The organism is Streptomyces prunicolor (assembly GCF_045162825.1).
Classification (GTDB): Bacteria; Actinomycetota; Actinomycetes; order Streptomycetales; family Streptomycetaceae; genus Streptomyces; species Streptomyces prunicolor.
Genome location: NZ_CP108676.1, coordinates 6,504,510 through 6,528,482 on the forward strand (window position 1 = coordinate 6,504,510; position 23,973 = coordinate 6,528,482).

The window sequence follows — 23,973 nt, forward strand, 5'->3', positions numbered from 1 at the left end:
GAATCAGGGCGCCGAGGCCATGGGAGATGAATGTGGAGCACGCCGGCGGACCGCATACCGACGATGCCGTACACGTCACGGTCCTGGCTTTTGAACCTGGTGAGACCTACAACGCTCGAAGCCGTCCCTGCGCCGAGTGCCTGTGGCGTACGGATACCGATCTCACTGCCACATCGGATCACGATATGAAGATGCTGGCACGCGCCGACGGCAGACCTCGCGAGCCGGCCCCCTTCACGGCCCCTGTCGTGGACTGCCCACTCGACCAGACGGACGGTGCCCAGCCGCTGCCTTGGTGTGCAGGCTGGCTCGCAGTGATCGGACAACACCACCTGGCGGTTCAACTGGCGATCGCCATTAATGCACTGCCTCCCAACACCCTGGCGCCTTACGGCACCTGGCCGCCCTTGCATTCCAGCCTGGCGGCGCTCCTCGAAGCACGCGAGGAACAGCTTCAGCGCTGGTGAGCCGGTCGAGAAAGACACGTATGACGAGGCGGTGGCGATGGCGCGGGTGGTGGACCCGAAGAGCTGGTGGAGTTGCTCGGCGACTGGGAATCGGGTGTGCGTTCCGGCGCCGCTGCTGGCGCTTAGTGAACTAAGGGCGTTTTGGATCTAGTTGCGCGGCTGCTGCATCCGGTCGCGGGGTGTCGGCGCCGACCAGGCCCGCCCGAACGCCTCACTCAGGCCAGGGTCCGCAGGGGGCAGGGGGCAGGGGGCAGGGGGCAGAAACATCCGAGCCCACCTCCTTTGCCCGGCTCGTGTTCCCCAACCTCCTGGTGCCGGTCCCGGACGGCCGCCTGGGACCAAGAGCGGCCGTCCCGCACCCCGCTACAACGTGGGCAAGACCGTCCCCTATGTCGCCTCTCCGGAACTCGCGGCCATGCCGGCCGGCAGGATCGACCCCGCCGTTTTGCCTCCGTCGCCGTTGAGGCCGGCCCAGGCCGCCTTCGGCCCGGGTGCCCGGGACGTGACGAAGCGTCCAACTGCCGCAGATTGGCTACGCGCTCTGGACGAAGAACGCCCACGAGTCAAGGTGTGCAGCGCCCGTCCGTGCCACACCTATGGCTCACACCTCAATGCCTGTCCCTGGTGCAAACACGCCGCTGCCACTGGACGAGATGCCTTCAGAAACGAATCCGTGCTTTCCACTTCTTACGTCTCGATGGATGCAGTCAGTGCCCCGTCTTCCCAGTGATCCTCGACAACCTGTCCGCCCACAAGGGCTGCGACATCTGCCGCTTGGCGACGAAGAACAAGGTCGAGCTGTGCTTCACGCCGATCCACGCCTCGTGGGCGAACCCGATCGAGGCGCACTTCGGACCGCTGAGGCAGTTCTCCATCGCCCGCTCCAACTACCCCAACCTGACTCAACCCGGGGAACTTATGCGGTCACAGCACTAGGCGTCGGCGTTCCCCCGCGCAGCCGCCCGAGTTGGCCTTGGCGTGGGTGTGGCTCCTCGAAACCTTCACCGGGTGCCAAGGCGTCATAAAGCCGACAAATATGGAGTTGCTTTGCCTCTGCTTTGCTAGCGTCATACCAACTGATGTGGATACGGGGGAGGGGCTCACTCATGCCGTGGGACGAGTGGGAACAGCTCAAGGCCAAGCACACGCCGGTCGGTACGCAACTGAACAGCGTGCCCGACGGGGGCGGCACGTACGGGCCGTACGTCACGCCGAGCGAGACGGGCGATCTGAAGGTCGGGCACGACGATCTGGTCAAGATCGGCAAGAGTTCCCACGAGTTGTACAACCAGCTGTGGGACAGGGCGCGCGTCAGCATTCCCAGCAGTGACACCGCGGCGGGCAATCTGTTGCAGCAGGGGTTCGCCCTCGGGGGCGGTTTGCGGCATGTGTCCGATCGCTGGGACGAGCAGTTGAAGTCGCTCATGGACGCCTGCGCTCAGATCTCGAACCATATGCAGACCACCAAGAAGGTGCATGCCGGCGACGAGCACTACATCCAGCGCCAGATGAGCAGCATCGACACCCTGGATGCCGGTTTCGACGAGCGGGTCGGTGCGCCGGGGGCGAAGAACGACTACAGCAAGCAGGACAAGGGCGAAGGCGGCGGAGGCAGCGGAGGGGGCGGAGGGTGACGGGACGGGGACGTCCGTCGGCTCATCGCTCGTATCTCGTTTGAGGACCGTTACCTGTGGATCTCGATACCCTGCGCTTCGCCAATTTCTCCGCCGTCGACGAGGCCGTCACCGACTGGTCGACACTCGTCAGCAATCTCGCGGACCTGAGGAAACAGGCGGAGGACGGCTTGCATCAGGCCGCCAACACCGCCAACTGGGCCGGGATGAACGCTCAGATCACGAAGGAGTTCATCGGCAAGACCGCCGGTGAGTTCACAGATGCCCACACCCAGGCGAGAACGATCCACCGCATTCTGAGTGACACGGTCGGTGAGCTGAAGCAGTATCAGAAAGATCTCAACGCGGCCATCGATCGCGGTCTGAAGAAGAACCTGACCGTGGTGGGCACCGGTGACGGACGTTTCACGGTCACCATGAACATCCATCCTGACCGGGCGGCGAAGGGCACCACCGTCCCGGACCATGACGAGAGCGACGTCACGGCACTGCGCGACGAGGTGCAGGAGATCCTCAGGAAGGCCGGAGAGAGCGACAGCTCCGCCGAGACCGTCCTCAAAGCCATCGCCGACCAGGCCGCGACGGGCTTCGCCGACACCGACTACAAAGACCGTGACACCGCGGCGAACGCGGTCCGGGAAGCCGATGAGTTGGCGAAGCTGGCGAAGAAGGACCCGGACGAGCTCACGGTCCAGGAATTCGACCGTTTGAATGCCGGGCTGAAGGAATATCACGACGATCCACTGTTCGCGGAGCGCTTCGCCACCGACCTCGGGCCGAAGAGGACTCTGGAGTTCTGGGCCGGTGTCGCGGATCCGCAGGTGGCGCCCGATCTCACCCGGGAACGGCGGGAACAACTGGGTGAGTTGCAGAAGAACCTGAGTCTGACGCTGGCGACGGCGAGCCAGAGCGATGCGGCCGCGATGACGCAGTGGAAACGCGACGTGATCGAACTCGGTGACCAGCGGGTCGGTCATCGAGGCAACATCCTGGGCTTCCAGGTCATGAGCAACCTCATGCGCGCGGGCGACTACGACGACTCCTTCATGACCGAGTACGGCGACCGACTCATGGCCACGGAGCGGAAGTTCACCGGCGACGGCAAGCACACCGCCTGGCAGCAGCTGGGATTCGACCCCTATCTCAACCGGATGGCCGGCGATACGGGGTGGGACCCGATGAGTGGATATCTGAAGGGACTCTCCAACAGCCCGGATGCCGCCACCGAGTTCTTCAACGACGACTTCATCCCGAAGGACGACGACCACAAGGAGGCCGTCTCCAACTTCACGTACCTTTTCGAAGAACGCCACTGGCCGGACGCGATGGAGAACGACTTCAGCGGCGACGGCAGCGACGACGGGCGGAACAACCTCGCGTCGGCCCTGGAAGCCGCGACGACCGGGCACCCGGCCGGTGAAATCCCGACACTGGACACCCCGGCGCACGACAAGGAACAGGCCAAGCTCTTCAATGCCATCGTTTCCTCGGTGGGTGACGATCCGGAACGGCTCACCGAGCGCGACTACATGTCGGACAGCATGGGGCAGATGGCTTCCGAATATCTCCCGGACATCAACCGGGCCACGACCGACGTGAGCAGGGATTCGGACGACTGGGACCAGATCCAGAAGCTCTATCCGATCGCCGGCACGGACTCCGGAGTCCACCATCGGGACGTGAGCAAGTTCCTTTTCGCCGTCGGCCAGAACTCCGCGGGATATGCCGCCGTCGAAGTCGGTCAAGAAGCCTACATGTCCAAGCTCATGGCGTATCACCTCGATCCGGATCTTCCGGCGGATCAACGGTTCTCCCAGGACCAGGAGACCACCGTCAAGTACATCTCCGAGCGGACCGGTGAAGTGTCGGGCGTGCTGGGCCTCGGGCGGCAGGAGGAGGTGGCGAAACCGGGCGGCGACCAGGACGACGCCTACGACTACAGCGTCTCGCAGCGGAAGAACTGGATCTCCGGCAGCGTCGGAACGGTCGTCGGCGTCGGGACGTCGTTCGTCGCGACACCCTGGGTCGGTGCGGCTGCCGGCGGTGCGGCGGGAACGGTCACCAGCGTGGTTCTGGAAAGGGTGTTCAAGGACGCCGAAGGGCATGCGCTTGCCGCTGCCGCCAATGAAATGGGAAATCGCTGGCAAGCGGGCCTGTCCCAGAACAACGAATACGTCGCCCTCGGCGCGCAGTCCGCGGCCGACAGATACCACTTGGCGAACTCCGACGACATAGGAACATGGGCCCGAGAGGGTTCTCGTCAGGGTTACATCAACGCCCGCGCCATTTTGGACGGCCAAGCTCCCGGCAGCACGACCACTCCCTGACTTCCAACCAGTTGCGAGAACGCCATGAATCCGATCCTGACCCCTGGGCGCGGCCGTCGCGCAGTGGCTGCCACGGCACTGTCCGCACTCGTCATCGGGATCTCGGGCTGCTCCGAGCCCGAGCAGAAACGCGAGTACGCCACACCCAAGTCCCTGTGCGGCATCGCCGTCGACGCGGGAGAGCTCGCCGAGTTCCTTCCGGCCGGCAGGAGTGCTTCGACCAAGGAGACGGTCCACACCGACACAGCCACACGATGCGCCGTGTCGGTGGACGGCAAGCGGATCGTCTACGCCGCTCAGGAGTGGTGGAACGACATGACCGTGCTCCAGTTCGCCCAGGGGCTGACTCAGGACAACCCGGAGCACCGGACGGACGACGGCCGTTTCGCCTACTCCGGCAACCAGGCGTTCGGCAGGACGGAGAACTGCCGTAGCAGCGAGCACGACGACCAGATCCTCTACACAGCCATCCAGGCCTCCGGCTCGGAGCACGAGGACGCGGCCGCCATGAAGAAGCTGATCATCGCGTACACCAAGGAAGTTGAGCGCTCCCCGGCGTGCCGGTGAACACGGCGCGACCCGGCACCTCGACAGAAGGAGGAGGCCGGGCTGCACAGTGTCTCGATGCACGGTCTGCTGGACGAGGCCCGTATCGAGGCGATCGGGCACCAGTACGGCGACGTAGAGGGAGCGGTCAACCGGGAGTTGGAGAAACAGGGCGAGTGTCGCAACTCCGTGGCCGGTGCCGCGATCGGCGTCGGCGTGCAGCTCCGGCGCCACGAAAGACACCGGAACCGGCGACAGGACCCGGGAGAGCTGCCAGGACCTGCTGGGCACGGCCGGCGAGCAGTGGGTCAAGGACAGCAGCGCGCGGCAGACCGGGCTGGTGGACGTTAAGGACCTCAAGGACCTCAAGGCCGCCTTCTACGACGACGCCAGGTCACGGGATCCCAGCAGCAAGGCGGTCTCCCCCTTCCTGCCCTCCGAGCTGTGCCGCATCGTGGTCCAGGACCAGAAGCCGCACACCAGCCGCCTGTCGATCAGCTACGGCGCGTCCGTCTTCCCTTCGACTCCCCGTTCGACGAGAAGTCCGACGCATCTGATGCGTCCGGCGCATCCGGCGCCCCCGCGACCCAGGAGACGGGTGTGCCGCTGGCGGGCTCCATGACCGACACCCTCACCGGGAACACCGACACCGGACCTCACCTGCGGTACCTGCTGAACCCCGCCTGTGTGACGGCGAAGACATTCGCCTGCCGGAACAACCCCACGGTTCCCACGAAGCTGCCCGCCACCTAGCCGCGGGCCATGGCCTTCACCGCCCGATCGAACGCCGAGTCCCGCCCCTCCCTGAACTCCTCCTCCGTGAACACCGGCACCGACACCTGGGGCGGAATCCCCGTCCCGTCGAACGTCCGGCCCGAGTCGGTCAGGTACTCCTCGTTCGGGAGCCAGGCCGTCATGCCGTTGGGGAGCCCGCGTTCCATGACGTCGGAGAAGACCCCCTGCGTGGGCTGCCCGATGCGGACCGTCCGGCCGGGACGGTCGATCAGCGCCTGGGTGAAAGTCTCGCCCGCGCTCACCGTCGAGCCGCCGGTCAGGACGGCGACCGGGCCGGTGTAGCGCGGGGCGTGGGCCGGAAGCACCGGGACCGGCTCGGGGCGTGTGTGCCGGCTCGGGTCCTTCGGGTCGTTGCGGGCGCGCTTGGCGTAGGCGACGTAGGGGCTGTCGGTCAGGCGTTCCGCGATGTGGATGCCGAGGGCGTCGGAACCGCCGCCGTTGATGCGCAGGTCGATGATCAGTCCGTGCAGGTGACGTGACCGTTCCGGCGTGAGGACGGTGTTCAACGCCCGCTCCAACTCGGCCAGTTGGGCCGCGTACGACGCCTTCTCGTCGGCCAGGTAACCACCGAAGCCCGAGATCCGCAGATAGCCGAGACGACCGCCGCCCGCCAGATCCGCGTACGTGATACGGCCGTTGGCGAAGTCCCGTCGGTACGGGGCGTTCGCCAGATCTCGCGCCACGATGAACTTCTTGACCCTGGCGTCCAGTTGCTCGCTCGGCACCTCGGTGCCAGGACGGCCCTCGGCGAACACGCGGTCGCCGTCCTGCACCGCGACGTGCGCGTCGTACAGCGGACGCACCATCCTGCTGAAGATGTCGAACAGTTCCGCCCTGGTCGTGTCCTTGTGCACCTGCGGCCGGTACTCGTCCCGTACGGCGTGCCAGTCGATGCCCTTGGCCGCGAAGAACGGGTAGTTCTCCTCGTAGGACTGCCAGAAGACGTCGAAGGAGGCCGGCGGGCCCTTCGGGGTCGGGCGGGTGCAGGCGGCCGGCAGGGCCTTGATACGGCGCAGCTTCCGATGCCCCACCGAGCTGTCCGCGCCAATCGTGGCGTGGTCGCGATCCTGGGTGAGCCGCACGGTCAGGACGTCACCGCCCACCGTGTAGGTGCCGGGGCCGGTCTCCCGTGCGGAGTCGCCCCGGAGGCAGCTGACGGAGGTGGTCTGGTACTCCTGATACGTCCCATGGCCGAGGGCGAGGACCGTGCCGTAGCCGTCCGTGCGCCACAGGCCGTTCACTCGGCTCGGCACCGCCGGCGAAGGCGGCCGGTGCGGCTGTGCCGACGGTGAGGGTCAGGACGGTGGCGATGGCGGTGGCGGCGGCGATACGCACGTGCGGTTCTCCCCGTGGTGTGGCTTTCCGTACCTGTTGCCCCACCACCGTGACCGACCGGACGCCACCCGAACCATCCGGCAAACCGGTGCGTCGGGGTGAGGCAAACCCCCCACCTCGTGACCGACGGCCCACGGATTCACCCGGCATCCCTCTTCCGGCTGAGTACGGATACTCAGACGCCGTGGTGGCCGATGCGGATGAGGCAGGGGGTGCGGTGTCGCTACGGTACGTTGCGAACGGTGAGCGATGCGATCGTGTGTTCGCATCCCTCGGTGACATGCCAAGCGACACGGGGAGGGGCTACGCATGGCGTGGGAGGAGTGGGAGCAGCTCAAAACCGCGGCGGCTGAACGGAGTTCCGCCCGGATGCAGCTGAACCACGTACCGATGGACCCGGGTGGTTCCGGCGGCCAGTTGGTGTCGAACCGACGCGACTGGGCCAAGGCGGGGGACGACGTCGGCTCGCTCCGTGAGGACATCAGCAAGGCGTTCGGGAAGCTGACGGACGGACAGAAAGGTCTCGGCGAAGACTCCGGCTGCGTGACCGCAGCGGCTCAGAAGGAGGTCTACGGCTCATGGGAGACCTACGTCAAGAACGTCAGCGCGCGTTGCGGGAAGCTCTCGGGGCTGCTGGAGAAGGCGGGCAACGAGCAGCTGAAGACCGATGAGGCGGTCGAGGTTGAGCTCGGCAACCTGGAGGTCGAGTACGCGGACACCCCGGCTGTCGGCGGCCAGGACAAGGGGCGGTAACGAGTCGTCATGGATCTAGCGACACTGAGGGCCCTGAAGCCGACCGAGTACTCGGAGGCGGCCGACGGATACCGCAGCACTTCCGACATGGCGAGCGCGGTCAAGGACCGTATCGAGAACCAGATAGCCGTGGCCATGAGGAACTCGCTGAAGGGCGAGGCCGCGACCGCGGCGGTCAAACAGCTGACGGAGCTGGGCAAGAACTTCCACTACATCCAGGTCGAGTGCGGTCTTGTCAGTACGGCGCTCGAGGCGTTCTCGTACGAGCTGGGCGCGGCCAGGAGCAAGCTCGACGCGGCGCTCGAAGGCGCGCGGGCGGCGAAGCTCACCGTGAACGCCGACGGTTCGATCACCTATCCGCCGGCGGGGGAGAAGGACCAGGACGGCAAGATCCCCGACGGCGGCACGGTGAGCGGCCTCACGGACGGCACGGCCTCCGCGGTCGGCCGCCAGGCGGCCAACTTCGACCCCAATCCCCACCACCGCCTCGCCCAGGACTACGCGGACCAGATCGCCGGTGCCCTCAAGGAAGCCACGGAGGCGGACGAGAAGTGGGCCCCGAAGCTGCGGGCGTTGAAGGCCGACGACGATCTGACCGTGTCCGACAAGGACTGGGCCGACGCGTCCTCCGACACGAGCGGTGTGCGGGAAGCGGGCGGGAAATATCTCGACTCTCTGCCCCAGCGGCCCAAGGACGGCAGTCCGGAGGACAACGCGGAGTGGTGGAAGGGGCTCACGGCGGAGGAGCGGGCCGCGTGGATGTCCGTTGACCCCAAGACAGTGGGAGAACTCAACGGACTGCCGTCCGCGGTCCGCGACGAGGCCAACCGCGTGGTGTTCGACGAGACACGGGCGAGGCTTCAGACGGAACTGGACTCGATCCCGAGTCCTCCCGCCAACGAGTGGACGTGGATCACTTCCGGCCCGACTCCGTCAAAGGTGCACACCGATGAGTGGATGGACTGGTACAGGCAGTACGGCGACCGCCCGGAGCAGTTGAGGCAGACGCTCAAGGGCATGGGATACATCCAGGACCGCTTCGACCGGACCGGCGAAGGGGGCCTGCCCGAGGCGTACCTGCTCGGCTTCGACCCCGTGGGGCTGGGCGATGGAAAGGTCATCCTCGCCAACGGAAATCCGGATCTCGCCGACCATGTGGCGGTGTATGTCCCCGGTACCTTCGCCGGACTCGAAAAGATCGGGGAGGGAGACTCCCACGGGGACCTCGGTCGTGGGGAGACCCTGTGGGCTGAGAGCGCCCAACTCGCCCCGAGCCAGAACGTGTCCACGATCACGTGGCTCGACTACAACGCGCCGGACAGCATCGCTCCGCAGGCGACCAGCGGTAAGTACGCCGAGGAGGGAGGTCCGCGTCTGTACGACTTCCTCCAGGGAAACCGGGCAGCCCATGAAGAAGCCTCCGGAAACGCCGCCCACACCACGGTCCTCGGGCACAGCTACGGAAGCACGGTCGTCGGTGTCTCCGCCCAGTCCGGGACTTGGAGCGACTCCGAGGCCGTCGACGACTACATGTTCGCGGGGAGCCCTGGTGTTCAAGCGGATCATGCGGCTGACCTGGGCGTCGGTGCGGATCATGTCTGGGCGATGGGCGCACCTGCCAACGACGAGATCGTGCGTCAGGGCGGTCGTCTGGTGGGGCTCGGCGACGAGCTGACCATTCCCACCGACGACTCGTTCGGCGGGAACGTGATGAAGAGTGACTCGCCCGATCACGGCGGATTCTGGGACACCGACGGTCAGCAAGCGTCGCTCAGCCTGGAGAACCAGGCTCGGGTGATCACAGGAAGGTACGGAGATGTCGTTCTGGAGGACTGAAGGTCCCCAGCCCCGCAGGGGAGTTACTGCCCGTAGGGGATTTCCCCCAGGTGCAGGACCATTGATCGCCGCGTCCGCCCTCGTGCTGGCAACAGGCTGTTCGTCTTCTTCTCAGGGGAGTGAGAACTCGTTGGGCTACGAGCCGAAGTCCCGGTCCACCGAATCGGTCAAGGGGGAGATCTCGAACCTGTCCAGCCAGATCTTCGACGTCATGGCCATCAAGAGCAAGGTCACCGAACCGGGTCCGAACGTTCAGCCCTGTGAGTCCGGTGACGGTGGCTCGGCGGAGTTGAACAGGATCCGGCACCCCTGGTCGGCGTACGGGGTGGGGAACGACGTGCTGGAGAAGGGCATGGCCAATCTGCGCCAGGGACTCCCCGAGCAGGGCTGGAAGATCGAGAAGGTCGGGGACGACGGGAGCAGGAACAAGAACGCGCAGATCCTGGCTGTCCACGAGAAGACGCTCAGCCAGGCCGAAGTCACCTGGCTCAAGGGGTTGGACGGCCACGAGCCGCTCATCGAGGTGAACCTGTACTCGCGGTGCTTCCGGTCGGTCGGTGCCTCGGGGCAGGGGTGAGTCGGCGGGCGTAGGCCTCAAGAGGTAGGGGGCAACACCCCTGGCGGAGATCATGGGCGCGGGCGCCCGACTCGCCCCGGTCCGATCGGGCGTGCGTTTGACCTACGTCACTCCCGGGGTATTCTCTCCGGCTCGATTGGCGGAGGCACTGCCCCATATGGCAGACTGTCCGAGTTGCTCGGTCGAGTGTTGATGCTGCGCGCCTCCCGTCGGGAGGACCGGAAGCGAGTCCCACGGTACTCGTCGTCCCAACTGCCTCACGGCAGCGCTGGGGCGGACGTACGGGAATCTTTCGGGAAGTGTCAGTGCGGCGCCGGCCAGGCACCCGGTGGGCTTCTTCGCCCTCGGCTTGCGGTTCCGGAAGGGCCGTGCTTTCCCAGTAGGGAAGTTCCGAACCTTGGGACTTCTGTGTCGGTGAGAGCGCGACACACCCGACCGCGTGGGTCGGAGGAATCGCAGAGAGCAGAAGGACTTACCGGGGTGCAGAGCGTTACTAGAGACAGGACTACTGAGTAGCCATGGCGGGACAGAAGATCCGCATCCGGCTCAAGGCCTACGACCACGAGGTCATCGATTCCTCGGCGAAGAAGATCGTCGAGACGGTGACGCGCACTGGTGCGTCGGTCGCGGGCCCGGTGCCGCTGCCCACTGAGAAGAACGTGTACTGCGTCATCAAGTCGCCGCACAAGTACAAGGACTCGCGCGAGCACTTCGAGATGCGCACGCACAAGCGCCTGATCGACATCCTCGACCCCACCCCCAAGACCGTTGACTCTCTGATGCGACTCGACCTCCCGGCCGGTGTCGACATCGAGATCAAGCTCTAGGGATCGGTGAGCTGAAGATGGCTAAGCAGATCAAGGGCATCCTGGGCGAGAAGCTCGGCATGACGCAGGTGTGGGACGAGAACAACCGTGTTGTTCCGGTCACCGTCGTCAAGGCCGGCCCGAACGTCGTGACCCAGGTCCGTACGAATGACTCCGACGGCTACGAGTCGGTCCAGATCGCCTTCGGCGAGATCGACCCGCGCAAGGTGAACAAGCCCCTCAAGGGTCACTTCGCCAAGGCCGATGTCACGCCGCGTCGCCACCTCGTCGAGATCCGCACCGCGGGCGCCTCCGAGTACACGCTCGGCCAGGAGATCACCGCTGAGGTGTTCGAGGCCGGCGTCAAGGTCGACGTGACCGGCAAGAGCAAGGGCAAGGGCTTCGCCGGTGTCATGAAGCGTCACAACTTCAAGGGCCTCGGCGCCGGCCACGGTGTCCAGCGCAAGCACCGCTCTCCCGGCTCCATCGGTGGCTGTGCCACCCCGGGCCGTGTGTTCAAGGGCGTCCGCATGGCGGGCCGCATGGGCAACGAGCGGGTCACCACCCAGAACCTGACCGTTCACGCTGTTGACGCGGAGAAGGGACTGCTCCTCATCAAGGGAGCCATCCCCGGTCCGAACGGCGGCCTCGTCCTGGTCCGTACCGCCGCCAAGGGGGCCTGACATGAGCACCATTGACATTCTGTCGCCCTCCGGCGACAACGCCGGGACCGTTGAGCTCCCGGCCGAGATCTTCGACGTAGAGAAGATCAGCATTCCGCTGCTTCACCAGGTCGTCGTCGCACAGCTGGCCGCCGCCCGTCAGGGCACGCACAAGGTCAAGCGTCGTGGCGAGGTCCGCGGTGGCGGTAAGAAGCCGTACCGCCAGAAGGGCACCGGCCGCGCCCGCCAGGGTTCGACCCGCGCCCCGCAGTTCGCCGGCGGTGGCGTCGTCCACGGCCCCACGCCGCGCGACTACTCGCAGCGGACCCCGAAGAAGATGAAGGCCGCGGCTCTGCGCCACGCCCTCACCGACCGGGCCCGCAACGCTCGCATCCACGTCATCACCGGCGTGATCGAGGGCGAGACCCCCTCCACCAAGGCCGCCAAGAGCTTCCTCGGCAAGGTCAGCGAGCGCAAGAACGTGCTCCTGGTCATCGAGCGCTCCGACGAGGCCGCGCTGCTTTCCGCGCGCAACCTGCCCCAGGTCCACATCCTGGAGCCGGGCCAGCTGAACACGTACGACGTTCTCGTCTCGGACGACGTGGTCTTCACCCAGGCCGCTTTCGAGTCCTTCGTGTCTGGCCCCCAGGCCGCTGACACCGAAGGGAGCGAAGCCTGATGGCTACGCGTCACCCGAGCATCGCCTCCAAGGCCGCCAAGGCCAAGAAGGTCGCGCGCATCGCCAAGGCGAAGCGCCACGAGACCGAGGGCAAGAACACTGTCGAGACGCCGATCAGCAAGTCGTTCACGGACCCCCGTGACGTGCTGCTGAAGCCGGTCGTCTCGGAGAAGAGCTACGCGCTCCTCGACGAGGGCAAGTACACCTTCATCGTGGCCCCGGGCGCCAACAAGACCCAGATCAAGCAGGCCGTCCAGGCGGTCTTCTCGGTCAAGGTCACCGGGGTCAACACGATCAACCGCCAGGGCAAGCGCAAGCGCACCAAGACCGGTTTCGGTCAGCGCGCGGGCTCCAAGCGCGCGATCGTGACCCTCGCTGAGGGCGACCGTATCGACATCTTCGGCGGTCCGGCCGCGTAAGCGGGTCGGATCGTCCGATATCGGACGAGGACTGAGAAATGGGAATCCGCAAGTACAAGCCGACTACGCCGGGCCGCCGTGGCTCCAGCGTCGCCGACTTCGTCGAGGTCACGCGGTCCACGCCGGAGAAGTCGCTGGTTCGCCCCCTGCACAGCAAGGGCGGCCGTAACAATTCCGGTCGTGTGACCGTTCGCCACCAGGGTGGCGGACACAAGCGCGCCTACCGCGTCATCGACTTCCGTCGCCATGACAAGGACGGCGTGCCGGCGAAGGTCGCGCACATCGAGTACGACCCCAACCGCACCGCGCGCATCGCGCTGCTGCACTACGCGGACGGCGAGAAGCGTTACATCCTCGCCCCCCGCAACCTGTCGCAGGGTGACCGCGTCGAGAACGGTCCCGGGGCCGACATCAAGCCGGGCAACAACCTGGCGCTCCGCAACATCCCGGTCGGTACCACGATCCACGCGATCGAGCTCCGTCCCGGTGGCGGCGCCAAGTTCGCCCGCTCCGCCGGTGCCTCCGTGCAGCTGCTCGCGAAGGAGGGCACGATGGCCCACCTTCGTATGCCTTCCGGTGAGATCCGCCTGGTCGACCAGCGCTGCCGCGCCACGGTCGGCGAGGTCGGCAACGCCGAGCAGAGCAACATCAACTGGGGCAAGGCCGGCCGCAAGCGCTGGCTGGGCGTTCGCCCGTCCGTCCGCGGTGTCGCGATGAACCCGGTCGACCACCCGCACGGTGGTGGTGAGGGCAAGACCTCCGGTGGTCGCCACCCGGTCTCCCCGTGGGGTCAGAAGGAGGGTCGTACTCGCTCGCCGAAGAAGGCTTCGAGCAAGTACATCGTCCGCCGCCGCAAGACGAACAAGAAGCGCTAGGAGCGGGTTTAGATGCCGCGCAGTCTCAAGAAGGGGCCCTTCGTCGACGGCCACCTCATCAAGAAGGTGGACGTACAGAACGAGGCCGGCTCCAAGAACGTCATCAAGACCTGGTCCCGCCGCTCGATGATCGTCCCGGCCATGCTCGGCCACACGATCGCGGTGCACAACGGCAAGACCCACATCCCGGTGTTTGTCACCGAGTCGATGGTCGGCCACAAGCTCGGCGAGTTCTCGCCGACGCGCACCTTCCGGGGTCACGTCAAGGACGACCGGAAGTCGAAGCGCCGCTAGCGCGGGGCGACCGACCATGACAAACACTGAAGGGACAACCATGGAAGCCAGGGCCCAGGCGCGGTACATCCGCGTCACGCCCATGAAGGCCCGCCGCGTGGTGGACCTCATCCGTGGCATGGACGCCACGGAGGCTCAGGCGGTCCTGCGTTTCGCCCCGCAGGCCGCGAGCGTGCCGGTCGGCAAGGTGCTTGACAGCGCCATTGCCAACGCCGCACACAACTACGACCACACCGACGCCGGCAGCCTCGTCATTTCCGAGGCGTACGTCGACGAGGGTCCGACCCTGAAGCGGTTCCGGCCGCGTGCCCAGGGCCGCGCCTACCGGATCCGCAAGCGGACCAGCCACATCACCGTGGTCGTCAGCAGCAAGGAAGGAACCCGGTAATGGGCCAGAAGGTTAACCCGCACGGGTTCCGGCTCGGCATCACCACGGACTTCAAGTCCCGGTGGTACGCCGACAAGCTGTACAAGGACTACGTCAAGGAAGACGTCGCCATCCGTCGGATGATGACGTCCGGCATGGAGCGCGCCGGCATCTCGAAGGTTGAGATCGAGCGCACCCGTGACCGCGTCCGCGTGGACATCCACACGGCACGTCCGGGCATCGTCATCGGCCGCCGTGGCGCCGAGGCCGACCGCATCCGCGGCGACCTCGAGAAGCTCACGGGCAAGCAGGTCCAGCTGAACATCCTCGAGGTCAAGAACCCCGAGACGGATGCCCAGCTGGTCGCGCAGGCCGTCGCCGAGCAGCTCTCCTCCCGCGTCTCCTTCCGTCGGGCCATGCGTAAGAGCATGCAGTCCGCCATGAAGGCCGGCGCCAAGGGCATCAAGATCCAGTGCGGCGGTCGCCTCGGCGGCGCCGAGATGTCCCGCTCGGAGTTCTACCGCGAGGGCCGCGTGCCCCTGCACACGCTCCGCGCGAACGTGGACTACGGCTTCTTCGAGGCCAAGACGACCTTCGGCCGTATCGGTGTGAAGGTCTGGATCTACAAGGGCGACGTCAAGAACATCGCCGAGGTCCGCGCCGAGAACGCCGCTGCCCGTGCGGGTAACCGCCCGGCGCGCGGTGGCGCGGGTGGCGGCGGCGACCGCCCCGCCCGCGGCGGTGGCCGTGGTGGCGAGCGTGGCGGCCGCGGCCGCAAGCCGCAGCAGGCTGCTCCCGCTGCCGAGGCCCCCAAGGCCGAGGCTCCGGCGGCTGCCGCTCCGGTCGAGGCCGCGCCCTCTTCTACCGGTGGAACGGAGGCCTGACCGAAATGCTGATCCCCCGTAGGGTCAAGCACCGCAAGCAGCACCACCCCAAGCGCCGTGGTCAGGCCAAGGGCGGTACGCAGGTTTCGTTCGGCGAGTACGGCATTCAGGCCCTCACGCCGGCGTACGTGACGAACCGCCAGATCGAGGCCGCCCGTATCGCGATGACCCGCCACATCAAGCGTGGCGGCAAGGTCTGGATCAACATCTACCCGGACCGCCCGCTCACGAAGAAGCCTGCCGAGACCCGCATGGGTTCCGGTAAGGGTTCTCCCGAGTGGTGGATCGCGAACGTGCACCCGGGCCGGGTCATGTTCGAGCTGTCCTACCCCAACGAGAAGATCGCCCGTGAGGCCCTCACTCGCGCAGCGCACAAGCTGCCGATGAAGTGCCGGATCGTCAAGCGCGAGGCAGGTGAAGCGTGATGTCGGCCGGTACCAAGGCGTCCGAGCTGCGCGAACTGGGTGACGAGGAGCTTCTCAACAAGCTCCGCGAAGCCAAGGAAGAGCTGTTCAACCTCCGCTTCCAGGCGGCGACCGGTCAGCTCGAGAACCACGGTCGGCTCAAGGCCGTCCGGAAGGACATCGCGCGGATCTACACCCTGATGCGTGAGCGCGAGCTGGGCATCGAGACGGTGGAGAGCGCCTGATGAGCGAGAGCAACGTGACTGAAGAGCAGACCGCGAGCCGCGGCTTCCGCAAGACCCGTGAGGGTCTCGTCGTCAGCGACAAGATGGACAAGACCGTCGTCGTCGCTGTCGAGGACCGCGTGAAGCACGCGCTGTACGGCAAGGTCATCCGCCGTACGAACAAGCTCAAGGCCCACGACGAGCAGAACGCCGCAGGCGTCGGCGACCGCGTCCTCCTCATGGAGACGCGTCCGCTGTCCTCGACGAAGCGCTGGCGCATCGTCGAGATCCTCGAGAAGGCCAAGTAATTCCTGCGGGGCTAACCCCGCAGGACAGTTCCGCCAGGCTCGGGGCGGGTGTGTAAGTTGCGCACCCGCCCCGGGAACCGGCAGACAAACAGGAGATAGACGTGATCCAGCAGGAGTCGCGACTGCGTGTCGCCGACAACACTGGTGCGAAGGAAATCCTTTGCATCCGTGTGCTCGGTGGCTCCGGTCGCCGCTACGCGGGCATCGGTGACGTCATCGTCGCCACCGTCAAGGACGCGATCCCCGGTGGCAACGTGAAGAAGGGTGACGTCGTCAAGGCCGTCATCGTTCGCACCGTCAAGGAGCGCCGCCGTCCGGACGGCTCGTACATCCGCTTCGACGAGAACGCCGCCGTCATTCTGAAGAACGACGGTGACCCTCGTGGTACCCGCATCTTCGGCCCGGTCGGGCGCGAGCTGCGCGAGAAGAAGTTCATGAAGATCATCTCGCTGGCTCCGGAGGTGCTGTAAGCATGAAGATCAAGAAGGGTGACACGGTTCAGGTCATCACCGGCAAGGACAAGGGCAAGCAGGGCAAGGTCATTGCGGCCTACCCCCGCGAGGACCGCGTCCTGGTCGAGGGTGTCAACCGGGTCAAGAAGCACACCAAGGCCGGCCCCACCGCCAAGGGTTCGCAGGCCGGCGGCATCGTCACGACCGAGGCGCCCGTCCACGTCTCCAACGTCCAGCTGGTCGTTGAGAAGGACGGCAACAAGGTCGTCACGCGTGTCGGCTACCGCTTCGACGACGAGGGCAACAAGGTTCGCGTTGCCAAGCGGACGGGTGAGGACATCTGATGACTACCACCACCAGCCCGCGCCTCAAGACGAAGTACCGCGAGGAGATCGCGGGCAAGCTGCGTGAGGAGTTCTCCTACGAGAACGTCATGCAGATCCCCGGCCTCGTCAAGATCGTGGTGAACATGGGTGTCGGCGACGCCGCCCGTGACTCCAAGCTCATGGACGGTGCCGTCCGTGACCTGACCACGATCACCGGTCAGAAGCCGGCCATCACCAAGGCCCGCAAGTCCATCGCGCAGTTCAAGCTGCGCGAGGGTCAGCCGATCGGTGCCCACGTCACGCTCCGTGGCGACCGCATGTGGGAGTTCCTGGACCGCACCCTGTCGCTCGCGCTTCCGCGCATCCGCGACTTCCGTGGTCTGTCTCCCAAGCAGTTCGACGGTCGTGGCAACTACACCTTCGGTCTCACCGAGCAGGTCATGTTCCACGAGATCGACCAGGACAAGATCGACCGCGTCCGGGGTATGGACATCACCGTGGTGACCACGGCGACCAACGACGCCGAAGGCCGTGCCCTTCTCCGTCACCTCGGCTTCCCCTTCAAGGAGGCGTAAGCGAGATGGCGAAGAAGGCTCTGATTGCCAAGGCTGCTCGTAAGCCCAAGTTCGGAGTACGCGGCTACACGCGCTGCCAGCGCTGCGGCCGTCCGCACTCCGTGTACCGCAAGTTCGGCCTCTGCCGCGTGTGCCTTCGTGAGATGGCTCACCGTGGCGAGCTGCCGGGCGTGACCAAGAGCTCCTGGTAGTCCGGTACTTCCGGACTCCCGAAGCTCTCGGTAAGCAGAGGGCACGGTCAGGTGCCCACCCCTCCATGGCTTAGGCTAGGAGGGTTGGGCGCCTGATTGCCGCCCATACGACTTACTACGCCGTAGGTCCACCGCGCCGCACCCGCCCCGTCTCGGTTCAGGGAGAGGGATGGCGCACCAGGAAACCCCGGCGAGAGAGGCCGAAGGCCAATTCATGACCATGACTGATCCGATCGCAGACATGCTTACGCGTCTGCGGAACGCGAACTCGGCATACCACGACTCCGTGACGATGCCGGCATCGAAGATCAAGTCGCACATCGCGGAGATCCTCCAGCAGGAGGGCTTCATCACGGGCTGGAAGGTCGAGGACGCCGAGGTCGGCAAGAACCTCGTTCTCGAGCTGAAGTTCGGTCCGAACCGTGAGCGCTCCATCGCGGGCATCAAGCGGATCTCCAAGCCCGGTCTCCGGGTTTACGCGAAGTCCACCTCCCTGCCCAAGGTGCTCGGTGGCCTCGGCGTGGCGATCATCTCCACGTCGCACGGTCTCCTCACCGACAAGCAGGCCGGCAAGAAGGGCGTAGGCGGAGAAGTTCTCGCCTACGTCTGGTAGCGGAAAGGAATCGGAAGAAGCTATGTCGCGTATTGGCAAGCTCCCCATCACGGTTCCCGCCGGCGTGGACGTCACCATCGACGGCCGTACGGTCTCGGTCAAGGGCCCCAAGGGCTCGCTGACCCACACCGTCGCTGCGCCGATCGACATCGCCAAGGGTGAGGACGGCGTGCTCAGCGTCACCCGCCCCAACGACGAGCGTCAGAACAAGGCCCTGCACGGCCTGTCCCGCACGCTGGTGGCGAACATGATCACCGGCGTGACCGAGGGTTACGTGAAGAAGCTCGAAATCAGTGGTGTCGGTTACCGCGTCGCGGCCAAGGGTTCCACCCTTGAGTTCGCGCTCGGCTACAGCCACTCGATCACGGTCGAGGCGCCCGAGGGCATCTCGTTCAAGGTCGAGAACCCGACGCACTTCTCGGTCGAGGGCATCGACAAGCAGAAGGTCGGCGAGGTTGCGGCGAACATCCGCAAGCTGCGCAAGCCCGACCCGTACAAGGCCAAGGGCGTCAAGTACGAGGGCGAAGTCATCCGGCGCAAGGTCGGAAAGGCGGGTAAGTAAGCCATGGCATACGGTACGAAGATCGCTAAGGGCGACGCTTACAAGCGTGCTGCCATCAAGCGTCGTCACATCCGCATCCGGAAGCACATTTCCGGTACGGCTGAGCGTCCGCGCCTGGTCGTGACCCGCTCCAACCGCCACATCGTGGCCCAGGTCATCGACGACATCAAGGGTCACACCCTGGCGTCGGCGTCGACCCTGGACACCTCGATCCGCGGCGGCGAGAGCGACAAGTCCGCGCAGGCCAAGTCGGTCGGCGCCCTGGTCGCCGAGCGCGCCAAGGCCGCCGGTGTCGAGGCTGTCGTATTCGACCGCGGTGGCAATCAGTACGCGGGGCGCATCGCCGCCCTGGCGGACGCCGCCCGCGAAGCCGGACTGAAGTTCTAGTCGCTTCCGTAGCTAGCGGAAAGAGAGAGGTAATCCAATGGCTGGACCCCAGCGCCGTGGAAGCGGTGCCGGTGGCGGCGAGCGGCGGGACCGGAAGGGCCGTGACGGCGGCGCTGCTGCCGCCGAGAAGACCGCGTACGTTGAGCGCGTAGTCGCGATCAACCGCGTCGCCAAGGTTGTCAAGGGTGGTCGTCGCTTCAGCTTCACCGCGCTCGTCGTGGTGGGCGACGGTGACGGCACCGTCGGTGTCGGTTACGGCAAGGCCAAGGAGGTGCCGGCCGCGATCGCCAAGGGTGTTGAAGAGGCCAAGAAGCACTTCTTCAAGGTCCCCCGTATCCAAGGCACCATCCCGCACCCGATCACGGGCGAGAAGGCCGCGGGCGTCGTCCTGCTCAAGCCTGCTTCCCCCGGTACCGGCGTTATCGCCGGTGGCCCGGTGCGTGCGGTGCTCGAGTGCGCCGGCGTTCACGACATCCTGTCGAAGTCGCTCGGCTCGTCCAACGCGATCAACATCGTGCACGCGACCGTGGCGGCCCTCAAGGGCCTGCAGCGTCCCGAGGAGATCGCGGCCCGCCGCGGTCTGCCCCTCGAGGACGTCGCCCCCGCGGCTCTCCTTCGTGCACGTGCCGGGGCGGGTGCGTAATGGCTCGCCTCAAGGTCACGCAGACGAAGTCGTACATCGGCAGCAAGCAGAACCACCGTGACACACTGCGGTCGCTTGGTCTCAAGGGGATCAACACCGTGGTCGTCAAGGAGGACCGCCCCGAGTTCCGCGGAATGGTGCACACCGTCCGCCACCTCGTGACGGTTGAGGAGGTCGACTGATCATGGCGGAGAACAACCCGCTCAAGATCCACAACCTCCGTCCCGCCCCGGGCGCCAAGACCGCCAAGACCCGTGTGGGTCGTGGTGAGGCGTCGAAGGGTAAGACGGCCGGTCGTGGAACCAAGGGTACGAAGGCCCGTTACCAGGTGCCGGAGCGCTTCGAGGGTGGCCAGATGCCCCTCCACATGCGTCTTCCGAAGCTCAAGGGCTTCCGCAACCCGTTCAAGACCGAGTTCCAGGTCGTGAACCTCGACAAGCTGGGCGCGCTGTACCCCGAGGGTGGCGAGGTCACCGTAGAGGGTCTCGTCGCCAAGGGTGCCGTTCGCAAGAACAGCCTCGTCAAGGTGCTCGGCCAGGGCGAGATCTCCGTGGCGCTGCAGGTTTCGGTTGACGCCGTCTCCGGCTCCGCCAAGGAGAAGATCACTGCCGCGGGCGGTACGGTCACCGAGCTCGTCTGACATTTCGGACCGAGCCTGACCAACGTCAGCAACGGCGGCCGGGGTTGGCCCTCTACAGAGGGTCGACCCCGGCCGTTTTTTCAGTAGTCGTGACTCATGGGACGTTCGATCGGTATCCCCTAGGGGCGTCGATGTAGGTAGGCTGTGCGGCTGGTACCCAGCGTCGTCTTGGCATGCCGTAATCTCGTTCCACAGGCCATCAACCACACTTAGTCGTCACCTCACGCGCGCACACGCGGGGGTCGCAGGAGGCACCGTGCTCACCGCGTTCGCCCGGGCGTTCAGGACACCCGACCTGCGCAAGAAGCTGCTCTTCACGCTCGCCATCATCGTGGTGTATCGAGTCGGTACGCACATCCCGATCCCGGGCGTCGATTACAAGAACGTCCAGACCTGTATCGACGTCTCGAACGGCAACCAGGGTCTGTTCGGTCTGGTCAACATGTTCAGCGGTGGCGCGCTGCTCCAGATCACGATCTTCGCGCTCGGCATCATGCCGTACATCACCGCGAGCATCATTCTGCAGCTGCTGACCGTCGTGATCCCGCGCCTCGAAGCCCTCAAGAAGGAGGGCCAGGCCGGTACGGCGAAGATCACGCAGTACACGCGTTATCTGACCGTGGCGCTCGCCATCCTCCAGGGCACCGGTCTGGTGGCCACCGCCCGCAGCGGCGCCCTCTTCTCGGGCTGCCCGACGGCGAATCAGATCGTCCCGGACCAGTCGATCTTCACCACCATCACCATGGTCGTCTGCATGACCGCCGGCACCTGCGTCGTGATGTGGCTCGGCGAGCTCATCACCGACCGCGGCATCGGCAACGGCATGTCGATCCTCATGTTCATCTCGATCGCCGCGACCTTCCCGTCCGCGCTGTGGGCCATCAAGAAGCAGGGCACGCTGGCCGGCGGCTGGATCGAGTTCGGCACCGTCATCCTCGTCGGCCTGGTGATGGTCGGCCTCGTGGTCTTCGTCGAGCAGGCCCAGCGCAGGATCCCGGTCCAGTACGCGAAGCGCATGATCGGCCGCCGTTCCTACGGTGGTACGTCGACCTACATCCCGCTGAAGGTCAATCAGGCCGGTGTGATTCCGGTCATCTTCGCGTCGTCACTGCTCTACATCCCGGCTCTGGTCGCTCAGTTCTCCGGCAGCACGTCCGGCTGGAAGACCTGGATCGAGACCAACCTGACCAAGGGTGACCACCCGATTTACCTGGTCAGCTACTTCCTGCTGATCGTTTTCTTCGCGTTCTTCTACGTGGCGATCTCGTTCAACCCCGAGGAAGTCGCCGACAACATGAAGAAGTATGGTGGCTTCATCCCGGGCATCCGGGCTGGCCGGCCCACCGCTGAGTACCTGAGTTACGTACTCAACCGGATCACCTGGCCGGGTTCGCTGTATCTGGGTCTGATCGCTCTCGTACCGACGATGGCGTTGGTCGGTTTCAACGCAAGCGGCAACTTCCCGTTCGGCGGGACCAGCATCCTGATCATCGTGGGTGTCGGTCTCGAGACGGTGAAGCAGATCGAGAGCCAGCTCCAGCAGCGCAATTACGAAGGGTTCCTCCGCTGATGCGAATCGTCCTCGTCGGGCCGCCGGGTGCCGGTAAGGGAACGCAGGCTGTGCGCCTCGCCAAGACGCTGCACATCCCGCACATCTCCACGGGCGACCTCTTCCGTGCCAACATCAGTCAGGCCACGGAACTCGGCAAACTGGCGAAGTCCTACATGGACGCGGGCAACCTGGTCCCGGACGAGGTCACCATCGCGATGGCCAAGGACCGCATGGAGCAGCCGGACGCCGTCAACGGCTTTCTGCTGGACGGTTTCCCGCGCAATGTGTCGCAGGCCGAGGCGCTGGACGAGCTGCTGAAGACCGAGGGCATCAAGCTGGACGCGGTCCTCGACCTGGAGGTCTCCGAGGACGAGGTGGTCAAGCGCATCGCCGGCCGCCGCATCTGCCGCAAGGACTCCAGTCACGTCTTCCACGTGACGTACAGCCCGCCGAAGCAGGACGGCGTCTGTGACGTCTGCGGCGGCGAGCTCTACCAGCGCGACGACGACTCCGAGGACACGGTCCGCACCCGCCTGGAGGTCTACCACACGCAGACCGAGCCGATCATCGACTACTACAAGGCCCAGGGCCTGGTGGTCACGATCTCCTCGCTCGGTCCGGTGGACGAGATCACGCAGCGGGCGCTGGACGCGCTGCAGCGCGAGGACGAGAACGCGAAGTAGTCAGCTGACAGATCCGGCCGCGGTGCCCGCAGGGGTGCCGCGGTCGTACTGTTGTGTACAGCTATTTTTGGGTACGGCCATTCCTTGCGTCGTACGGCCATTCTTTTGTGTCGCGGAAGACGGAGAGCGCAGGCCCCCATGGTGCAGATCAAGACCCCCGAGCAGATCGCCAAGATGCGCGAGGCGGGGCTGGTCGTCGCCGCGATCCACGCGGCCACGCGTGAGGCGGCGGTGCCCGGCGCGAGCACGAAGGATCTGGACGAGGTGGCCCGCAAGGTCCTCGCGGACCACAACGCGAAGCCGAACTTCCTCGGCTACGGCGGCTTCCCGGCCACGATCTGCACCTCGGTGAACGAGGTCGTCGTCCACGGCATCCCGTCCGACGAGGTCGTGCTGAAGGACGGCGACATCATCTCCATCGACTGCGGCGCGATCATCGACGGCTGGCACGGGGACGCGGCGTACACCGCGTTCGTGGGCTCGGGGCACTCTCCGGAGCTGCTTGAGCTGTCGCGGGTGACCGAGGGGTCGATGTGGGCCGGGATCGCCGCGATGAAGCTCGGTAATCGGCTCGTCGACATCTCCCGGGCCATCGAGACGTACATCCGGCGGCAGCCGAAGCCGGGTGGGGGTAAGTACGGGATCGTCGAGGACTACGGCGGTCACGGCATCGGTACCGAGATGCACATGGATCCTCACCTGCTGAACTACGTCGAGAAGCGGCGGGGCAAGGGGCCGAAGCTGGTGTCGGGGTTCTGCCTCGCCATCGAGCCCATGGTGTCTCTGGGTACCCCTAAGACCGAGGTTCTCTCGGATGACTGGACGGTCATCACGACGGACGGGACCTGGTCTTCGCACTGGGAGCACTCGGTTGCTCTGACCGAGGAGGGGCCCCTTGTGCTGACGGCTCCTGATGGTGGTAAGGCGAAGCTGGCTGAGTATGGGATCACGGCTGCGCCGGATCCGCTCGCGTAGTTGGCTGTCTGGCGGCCCGGTGGGGGCTGGTCGCGCAGTTCCTCGCGCCCCTAAAAACAAGGGCATTGCAGCGCCCTGTGCTTAATGATCTCTGTCTTCGGGCATCCTTCCTCGATTCGTCTTTCCGAGTGGCCTGACGTAGACTGACTCGTCGGCTCTCGTGCAGCCGCATGTCCGCATGC

Annotated in this window: 33 protein-coding genes and 3 pseudogenes; 35 read left to right on the forward strand and 1 reads right to left on the reverse strand. The window is 65.8% G+C overall.

Going from position 1 to position 23,973, the window contains the following annotated elements; translation table 11 throughout:
- The first annotated feature begins 26 nt into the window (after positions 1-26).
- The 8 genes and pseudogenes from OG588_RS29930 to OG588_RS29965 all read left to right on the forward strand — a co-directional run bounded on the left by OG588_RS29930 (position 27) and on the right by OG588_RS29965 (position 5,727).
- Entirely contained in the window at positions 27-467 is a 441-nt protein-coding gene (locus OG588_RS29930; protein WP_405949988.1) for a DUF6283 family protein, read from the forward strand.
- A 156-nt stretch (positions 468-623) separates the two neighbouring features.
- Positions 624-852, forward strand: a pseudogene (locus tag OG588_RS29935) (transposase); the annotation flags it as partial.
- 341 nt (positions 853-1,193) lie between these two features.
- Positions 1,194-1,403, forward strand: a pseudogene (locus tag OG588_RS29940) (transposase); the annotation flags it as partial.
- 170 nt (positions 1,404-1,573) lie between these two features.
- Positions 1,574-2,101 (forward strand): hypothetical protein, encoded by a 528-nt coding sequence (locus OG588_RS29945; RefSeq protein ID WP_405949989.1) that lies wholly within the window; start codon positions 1,574-1,576, stop codon positions 2,099-2,101.
- Between the two features lie 56 nt (positions 2,102-2,157).
- The gene (locus OG588_RS29950) at positions 2,158-4,428 is read left to right on the forward strand and encodes a hypothetical protein (RefSeq protein ID WP_405949990.1); all 2,271 of its coding nucleotides are present in this window, start codon (positions 2,158-2,160) and stop codon (positions 4,426-4,428) included.
- Positions 4,429-4,491: 63 nt separating this feature from the next.
- Positions 4,492-4,995 (forward strand): hypothetical protein, encoded by a 504-nt coding sequence (locus OG588_RS29955; RefSeq protein WP_405949991.1) that lies wholly within the window; start codon positions 4,492-4,494, stop codon positions 4,993-4,995.
- Positions 4,996-5,170: 175 nt separating this feature from the next.
- Complete coding sequence (locus OG588_RS29960; protein ID WP_405949992.1) at positions 5,171-5,596, forward strand: hypothetical protein; 426 nt, start codon at positions 5,171-5,173, stop codon at positions 5,594-5,596.
- The gene (locus OG588_RS29965) at positions 5,593-5,727 is read left to right on the forward strand and encodes a hypothetical protein (RefSeq protein WP_405949993.1); all 135 of its coding nucleotides are present in this window, start codon (positions 5,593-5,595) and stop codon (positions 5,725-5,727) included. Before OG588_RS29960 ends, OG588_RS29965 begins: the two co-directional genes overlap by 4 nt.
- On the opposite strand, the pseudogene OG588_RS29970 reads toward OG588_RS29965, so the two are convergent.
- Positions 5,724-7,104, reverse strand: a pseudogene (locus OG588_RS29970) (S41 family peptidase). The gene OG588_RS29965 and the pseudogene OG588_RS29970 sit on opposite strands and share 4 nt — an antisense overlap.
- Positions 7,105-7,413: 309 nt before the next feature.
- Between OG588_RS29970 and OG588_RS29975 the strand changes: the two are divergent.
- From OG588_RS29975 to map, 27 genes are all read left to right on the forward strand, one after another.
- A complete protein-coding gene (locus tag OG588_RS29975; protein ID WP_405949994.1) occupies positions 7,414-7,857 on the forward strand; it encodes a hypothetical protein in 444 nt (147 codons plus the stop codon).
- A gap of 9 nt (positions 7,858-7,866) precedes the next feature.
- Complete coding sequence (locus tag OG588_RS29980) at positions 7,867-9,693, forward strand: alpha/beta hydrolase (protein ID WP_405949995.1); 1,827 nt, start codon at positions 7,867-7,869, stop codon at positions 9,691-9,693.
- 130 nt (positions 9,694-9,823) lie between these two features.
- Positions 9,824-10,270: a hypothetical protein gene (locus OG588_RS29985; protein WP_405949996.1), complete on the forward strand. Its 447-nt coding sequence runs from the start codon at positions 9,824-9,826 to the stop codon at positions 10,268-10,270.
- Positions 10,271-10,788: 518 nt separating this feature from the next.
- Positions 10,789-11,097 (forward strand): 30S ribosomal protein S10, encoded by a 309-nt coding sequence (gene rpsJ / locus OG588_RS29990; protein WP_003948644.1) that lies wholly within the window; start codon positions 10,789-10,791, stop codon positions 11,095-11,097.
- 17 nt (positions 11,098-11,114) lie between these two features.
- Positions 11,115-11,759, forward strand: a complete 645-nt coding sequence (gene rplC, locus OG588_RS29995) for a 50S ribosomal protein L3 (protein WP_266861021.1) — start codon at positions 11,115-11,117, stop codon at positions 11,757-11,759.
- 1 nt (position 11,760) lies between these two features.
- On the forward strand, positions 11,761-12,417 hold the full coding sequence (gene rplD / locus OG588_RS30000) for a 50S ribosomal protein L4 (RefSeq protein ID WP_033280017.1): 657 nt from the start codon (positions 11,761-11,763) through the stop codon (positions 12,415-12,417).
- Positions 12,417-12,836: a 50S ribosomal protein L23 gene (rplW, locus tag OG588_RS30005; protein ID WP_200681734.1), complete on the forward strand. Its 420-nt coding sequence runs from the start codon at positions 12,417-12,419 to the stop codon at positions 12,834-12,836. Before rplD ends, rplW begins: the two co-directional genes overlap by 1 nt.
- 38 nt (positions 12,837-12,874) lie before the next feature.
- Positions 12,875-13,711: a 50S ribosomal protein L2 gene (rplB, locus tag OG588_RS30010; protein WP_327401914.1), complete on the forward strand. Its 837-nt coding sequence runs from the start codon at positions 12,875-12,877 to the stop codon at positions 13,709-13,711.
- 12 nt (positions 13,712-13,723) lie between these two features.
- Positions 13,724-14,005, forward strand: a complete 282-nt coding sequence (gene rpsS, locus OG588_RS30015; RefSeq protein WP_019055518.1) for a 30S ribosomal protein S19 — start codon at positions 13,724-13,726, stop codon at positions 14,003-14,005.
- Between the two features lie 40 nt (positions 14,006-14,045).
- Positions 14,046-14,393 carry a 50S ribosomal protein L22 gene (rplV, locus tag OG588_RS30020; protein WP_006604878.1) on the forward strand — a complete coding sequence of 116 codons (348 nt, stop codon included), beginning with the start codon at positions 14,046-14,048 and terminating at the stop codon, positions 14,391-14,393.
- The gene (gene rpsC / locus OG588_RS30025) at positions 14,393-15,256 is read left to right on the forward strand and encodes a 30S ribosomal protein S3 (protein WP_366431051.1); all 864 of its coding nucleotides are present in this window, start codon (positions 14,393-14,395) and stop codon (positions 15,254-15,256) included. The genes rplV and rpsC overlap by 1 nt, the downstream gene beginning before the upstream one ends.
- Positions 15,257-15,261: 5 nt before the next feature.
- Positions 15,262-15,681 carry a 50S ribosomal protein L16 gene (gene rplP, locus OG588_RS30030; RefSeq protein ID WP_010986348.1) on the forward strand — a complete coding sequence of 140 codons (420 nt, stop codon included), beginning with the start codon at positions 15,262-15,264 and terminating at the stop codon, positions 15,679-15,681.
- Positions 15,681-15,905 carry a 50S ribosomal protein L29 gene (gene rpmC / locus OG588_RS30035; RefSeq protein WP_005481220.1) on the forward strand — a complete coding sequence of 75 codons (225 nt, stop codon included), beginning with the start codon at positions 15,681-15,683 and terminating at the stop codon, positions 15,903-15,905. The genes rplP and rpmC overlap by 1 nt, the downstream gene beginning before the upstream one ends.
- Complete coding sequence (gene rpsQ, locus OG588_RS30040; protein WP_019055521.1) at positions 15,905-16,192, forward strand: 30S ribosomal protein S17; 288 nt, start codon at positions 15,905-15,907, stop codon at positions 16,190-16,192. Before rpmC ends, rpsQ begins: the two co-directional genes overlap by 1 nt.
- A 101-nt stretch (positions 16,193-16,293) precedes the next feature.
- Positions 16,294-16,662: a 50S ribosomal protein L14 gene (rplN, locus tag OG588_RS30045; protein ID WP_003998823.1), complete on the forward strand. Its 369-nt coding sequence runs from the start codon at positions 16,294-16,296 to the stop codon at positions 16,660-16,662.
- 2 nt (positions 16,663-16,664) lie between these two features.
- Positions 16,665-16,988: a 50S ribosomal protein L24 gene (gene rplX, locus OG588_RS30050; RefSeq protein WP_019055522.1), complete on the forward strand. Its 324-nt coding sequence runs from the start codon at positions 16,665-16,667 to the stop codon at positions 16,986-16,988.
- Positions 16,988-17,545 carry a 50S ribosomal protein L5 gene (gene rplE / locus OG588_RS30055; RefSeq protein ID WP_019055523.1) on the forward strand — a complete coding sequence of 186 codons (558 nt, stop codon included), beginning with the start codon at positions 16,988-16,990 and terminating at the stop codon, positions 17,543-17,545. The genes rplX and rplE overlap by 1 nt, the downstream gene beginning before the upstream one ends.
- Positions 17,546-17,550: 5 nt before the next feature.
- Complete coding sequence (locus tag OG588_RS30060; protein WP_003948630.1) at positions 17,551-17,736, forward strand: type Z 30S ribosomal protein S14; 186 nt, start codon at positions 17,551-17,553, stop codon at positions 17,734-17,736.
- Positions 17,737-17,950: 214 nt separating this feature from the next.
- Positions 17,951-18,349 (forward strand): 30S ribosomal protein S8, encoded by a 399-nt coding sequence (gene rpsH / locus OG588_RS30065; RefSeq protein ID WP_013001411.1) that lies wholly within the window; start codon positions 17,951-17,953, stop codon positions 18,347-18,349.
- Between the two features lie 22 nt (positions 18,350-18,371).
- Positions 18,372-18,911, forward strand: a complete 540-nt coding sequence (gene rplF, locus OG588_RS30070) for a 50S ribosomal protein L6 (protein WP_019055525.1) — start codon at positions 18,372-18,374, stop codon at positions 18,909-18,911.
- A gap of 3 nt (positions 18,912-18,914) precedes the next feature.
- A complete protein-coding gene (gene rplR / locus OG588_RS30075) occupies positions 18,915-19,298 on the forward strand; it encodes a 50S ribosomal protein L18 (RefSeq protein ID WP_019055526.1) in 384 nt (127 codons plus the stop codon).
- 37 nt (positions 19,299-19,335) lie between these two features.
- The gene (gene rpsE, locus OG588_RS30080) at positions 19,336-19,941 is read left to right on the forward strand and encodes a 30S ribosomal protein S5 (protein WP_006376045.1); all 606 of its coding nucleotides are present in this window, start codon (positions 19,336-19,338) and stop codon (positions 19,939-19,941) included.
- Positions 19,941-20,123, forward strand: a complete 183-nt coding sequence (gene rpmD / locus OG588_RS30085) for a 50S ribosomal protein L30 (RefSeq protein ID WP_006376032.1) — start codon at positions 19,941-19,943, stop codon at positions 20,121-20,123. Before rpsE ends, rpmD begins: the two co-directional genes overlap by 1 nt.
- Positions 20,124-20,125: 2 nt before the next feature.
- Positions 20,126-20,581 carry a 50S ribosomal protein L15 gene (rplO, locus tag OG588_RS30090; protein WP_019055527.1) on the forward strand — a complete coding sequence of 152 codons (456 nt, stop codon included), beginning with the start codon at positions 20,126-20,128 and terminating at the stop codon, positions 20,579-20,581.
- A 256-nt stretch (positions 20,582-20,837) separates the two neighbouring features.
- Positions 20,838-22,151, forward strand: coding sequence for a preprotein translocase subunit SecY (secY, locus tag OG588_RS30095; RefSeq protein WP_405949997.1), 1,314 nt, complete (start codon positions 20,838-20,840; stop codon positions 22,149-22,151).
- A complete protein-coding gene (locus tag OG588_RS30100; RefSeq protein WP_405949998.1) occupies positions 22,151-22,816 on the forward strand; it encodes an adenylate kinase in 666 nt (221 codons plus the stop codon). Before secY ends, OG588_RS30100 begins: the two co-directional genes overlap by 1 nt.
- Before the next feature lie 138 nt (positions 22,817-22,954).
- Positions 22,955-23,791: a type I methionyl aminopeptidase gene (map, locus tag OG588_RS30105; RefSeq protein ID WP_405949999.1), complete on the forward strand. Its 837-nt coding sequence runs from the start codon at positions 22,955-22,957 to the stop codon at positions 23,789-23,791.
- Positions 23,792-23,973 lie beyond the last annotated feature (182 nt).

Excerpts from the sequence above, each read along its gene's own strand:
- OG588_RS29930 (WP_405949988.1), top strand. The coding sequence starts at position 27 with ATGAATGTGGAGCACGCCGGCGGACCGCATACCGACGATGCCGTACAC.
- OG588_RS29945 (WP_405949989.1), top strand. The coding sequence starts at position 1,574 with ATGCCGTGGGACGAGTGGGAACAGCTCAAGGCCAAGCACACGCCGGTC.
- OG588_RS29965 (WP_405949993.1), top strand. The coding sequence starts at position 5,593 with ATGACCGACACCCTCACCGGGAACACCGACACCGGACCTCACCTGCGG.
- OG588_RS29975 (WP_405949994.1), top strand. The coding sequence starts at position 7,414 with ATGGCGTGGGAGGAGTGGGAGCAGCTCAAAACCGCGGCGGCTGAACGG.
- OG588_RS29980 (WP_405949995.1), top strand. The coding sequence starts at position 7,867 with ATGGATCTAGCGACACTGAGGGCCCTGAAGCCGACCGAGTACTCGGAG.
- rpsJ (WP_003948644.1), top strand. The coding sequence starts at position 10,789 with ATGGCGGGACAGAAGATCCGCATCCGGCTCAAGGCCTACGACCACGAG.
- rplC (WP_266861021.1), top strand. The coding sequence starts at position 11,115 with ATGGCTAAGCAGATCAAGGGCATCCTGGGCGAGAAGCTCGGCATGACG.
- rplD (WP_033280017.1), top strand. The coding sequence starts at position 11,761 with ATGAGCACCATTGACATTCTGTCGCCCTCCGGCGACAACGCCGGGACC.
- rplW (WP_200681734.1), top strand. The coding sequence starts at position 12,417 with ATGGCTACGCGTCACCCGAGCATCGCCTCCAAGGCCGCCAAGGCCAAG.
- rplB (WP_327401914.1), top strand. The coding sequence starts at position 12,875 with ATGGGAATCCGCAAGTACAAGCCGACTACGCCGGGCCGCCGTGGCTCC.
- rpsS (WP_019055518.1), top strand. The coding sequence starts at position 13,724 with ATGCCGCGCAGTCTCAAGAAGGGGCCCTTCGTCGACGGCCACCTCATC.
- rplV (WP_006604878.1), top strand. The coding sequence starts at position 14,046 with ATGGAAGCCAGGGCCCAGGCGCGGTACATCCGCGTCACGCCCATGAAG.
- rpsC (WP_366431051.1), top strand. The coding sequence starts at position 14,393 with ATGGGCCAGAAGGTTAACCCGCACGGGTTCCGGCTCGGCATCACCACG.
- rplP (WP_010986348.1), top strand. The coding sequence starts at position 15,262 with ATGCTGATCCCCCGTAGGGTCAAGCACCGCAAGCAGCACCACCCCAAG.
- rpmC (WP_005481220.1), top strand. The coding sequence starts at position 15,681 with ATGTCGGCCGGTACCAAGGCGTCCGAGCTGCGCGAACTGGGTGACGAG.
- rpsQ (WP_019055521.1), top strand. The coding sequence starts at position 15,905 with ATGAGCGAGAGCAACGTGACTGAAGAGCAGACCGCGAGCCGCGGCTTC.
- rplX (WP_019055522.1), top strand. The coding sequence starts at position 16,665 with ATGAAGATCAAGAAGGGTGACACGGTTCAGGTCATCACCGGCAAGGAC.
- rplE (WP_019055523.1), top strand. The coding sequence starts at position 16,988 with ATGACTACCACCACCAGCCCGCGCCTCAAGACGAAGTACCGCGAGGAG.
- OG588_RS30060 (WP_003948630.1), top strand. The coding sequence starts at position 17,551 with ATGGCGAAGAAGGCTCTGATTGCCAAGGCTGCTCGTAAGCCCAAGTTC.
- rpsH (WP_013001411.1), top strand. The coding sequence starts at position 17,951 with ATGACCATGACTGATCCGATCGCAGACATGCTTACGCGTCTGCGGAAC.
- rplF (WP_019055525.1), top strand. The coding sequence starts at position 18,372 with ATGTCGCGTATTGGCAAGCTCCCCATCACGGTTCCCGCCGGCGTGGAC.
- rplR (WP_019055526.1), top strand. The coding sequence starts at position 18,915 with ATGGCATACGGTACGAAGATCGCTAAGGGCGACGCTTACAAGCGTGCT.
- rpsE (WP_006376045.1), top strand. The coding sequence starts at position 19,336 with ATGGCTGGACCCCAGCGCCGTGGAAGCGGTGCCGGTGGCGGCGAGCGG.
- rpmD (WP_006376032.1), top strand. The coding sequence starts at position 19,941 with ATGGCTCGCCTCAAGGTCACGCAGACGAAGTCGTACATCGGCAGCAAG.
- rplO (WP_019055527.1), top strand. The coding sequence starts at position 20,126 with ATGGCGGAGAACAACCCGCTCAAGATCCACAACCTCCGTCCCGCCCCG.
- OG588_RS30100 (WP_405949998.1), top strand. The coding sequence starts at position 22,151 with ATGCGAATCGTCCTCGTCGGGCCGCCGGGTGCCGGTAAGGGAACGCAG.
- map (WP_405949999.1), top strand. The coding sequence starts at position 22,955 with ATGGTGCAGATCAAGACCCCCGAGCAGATCGCCAAGATGCGCGAGGCG.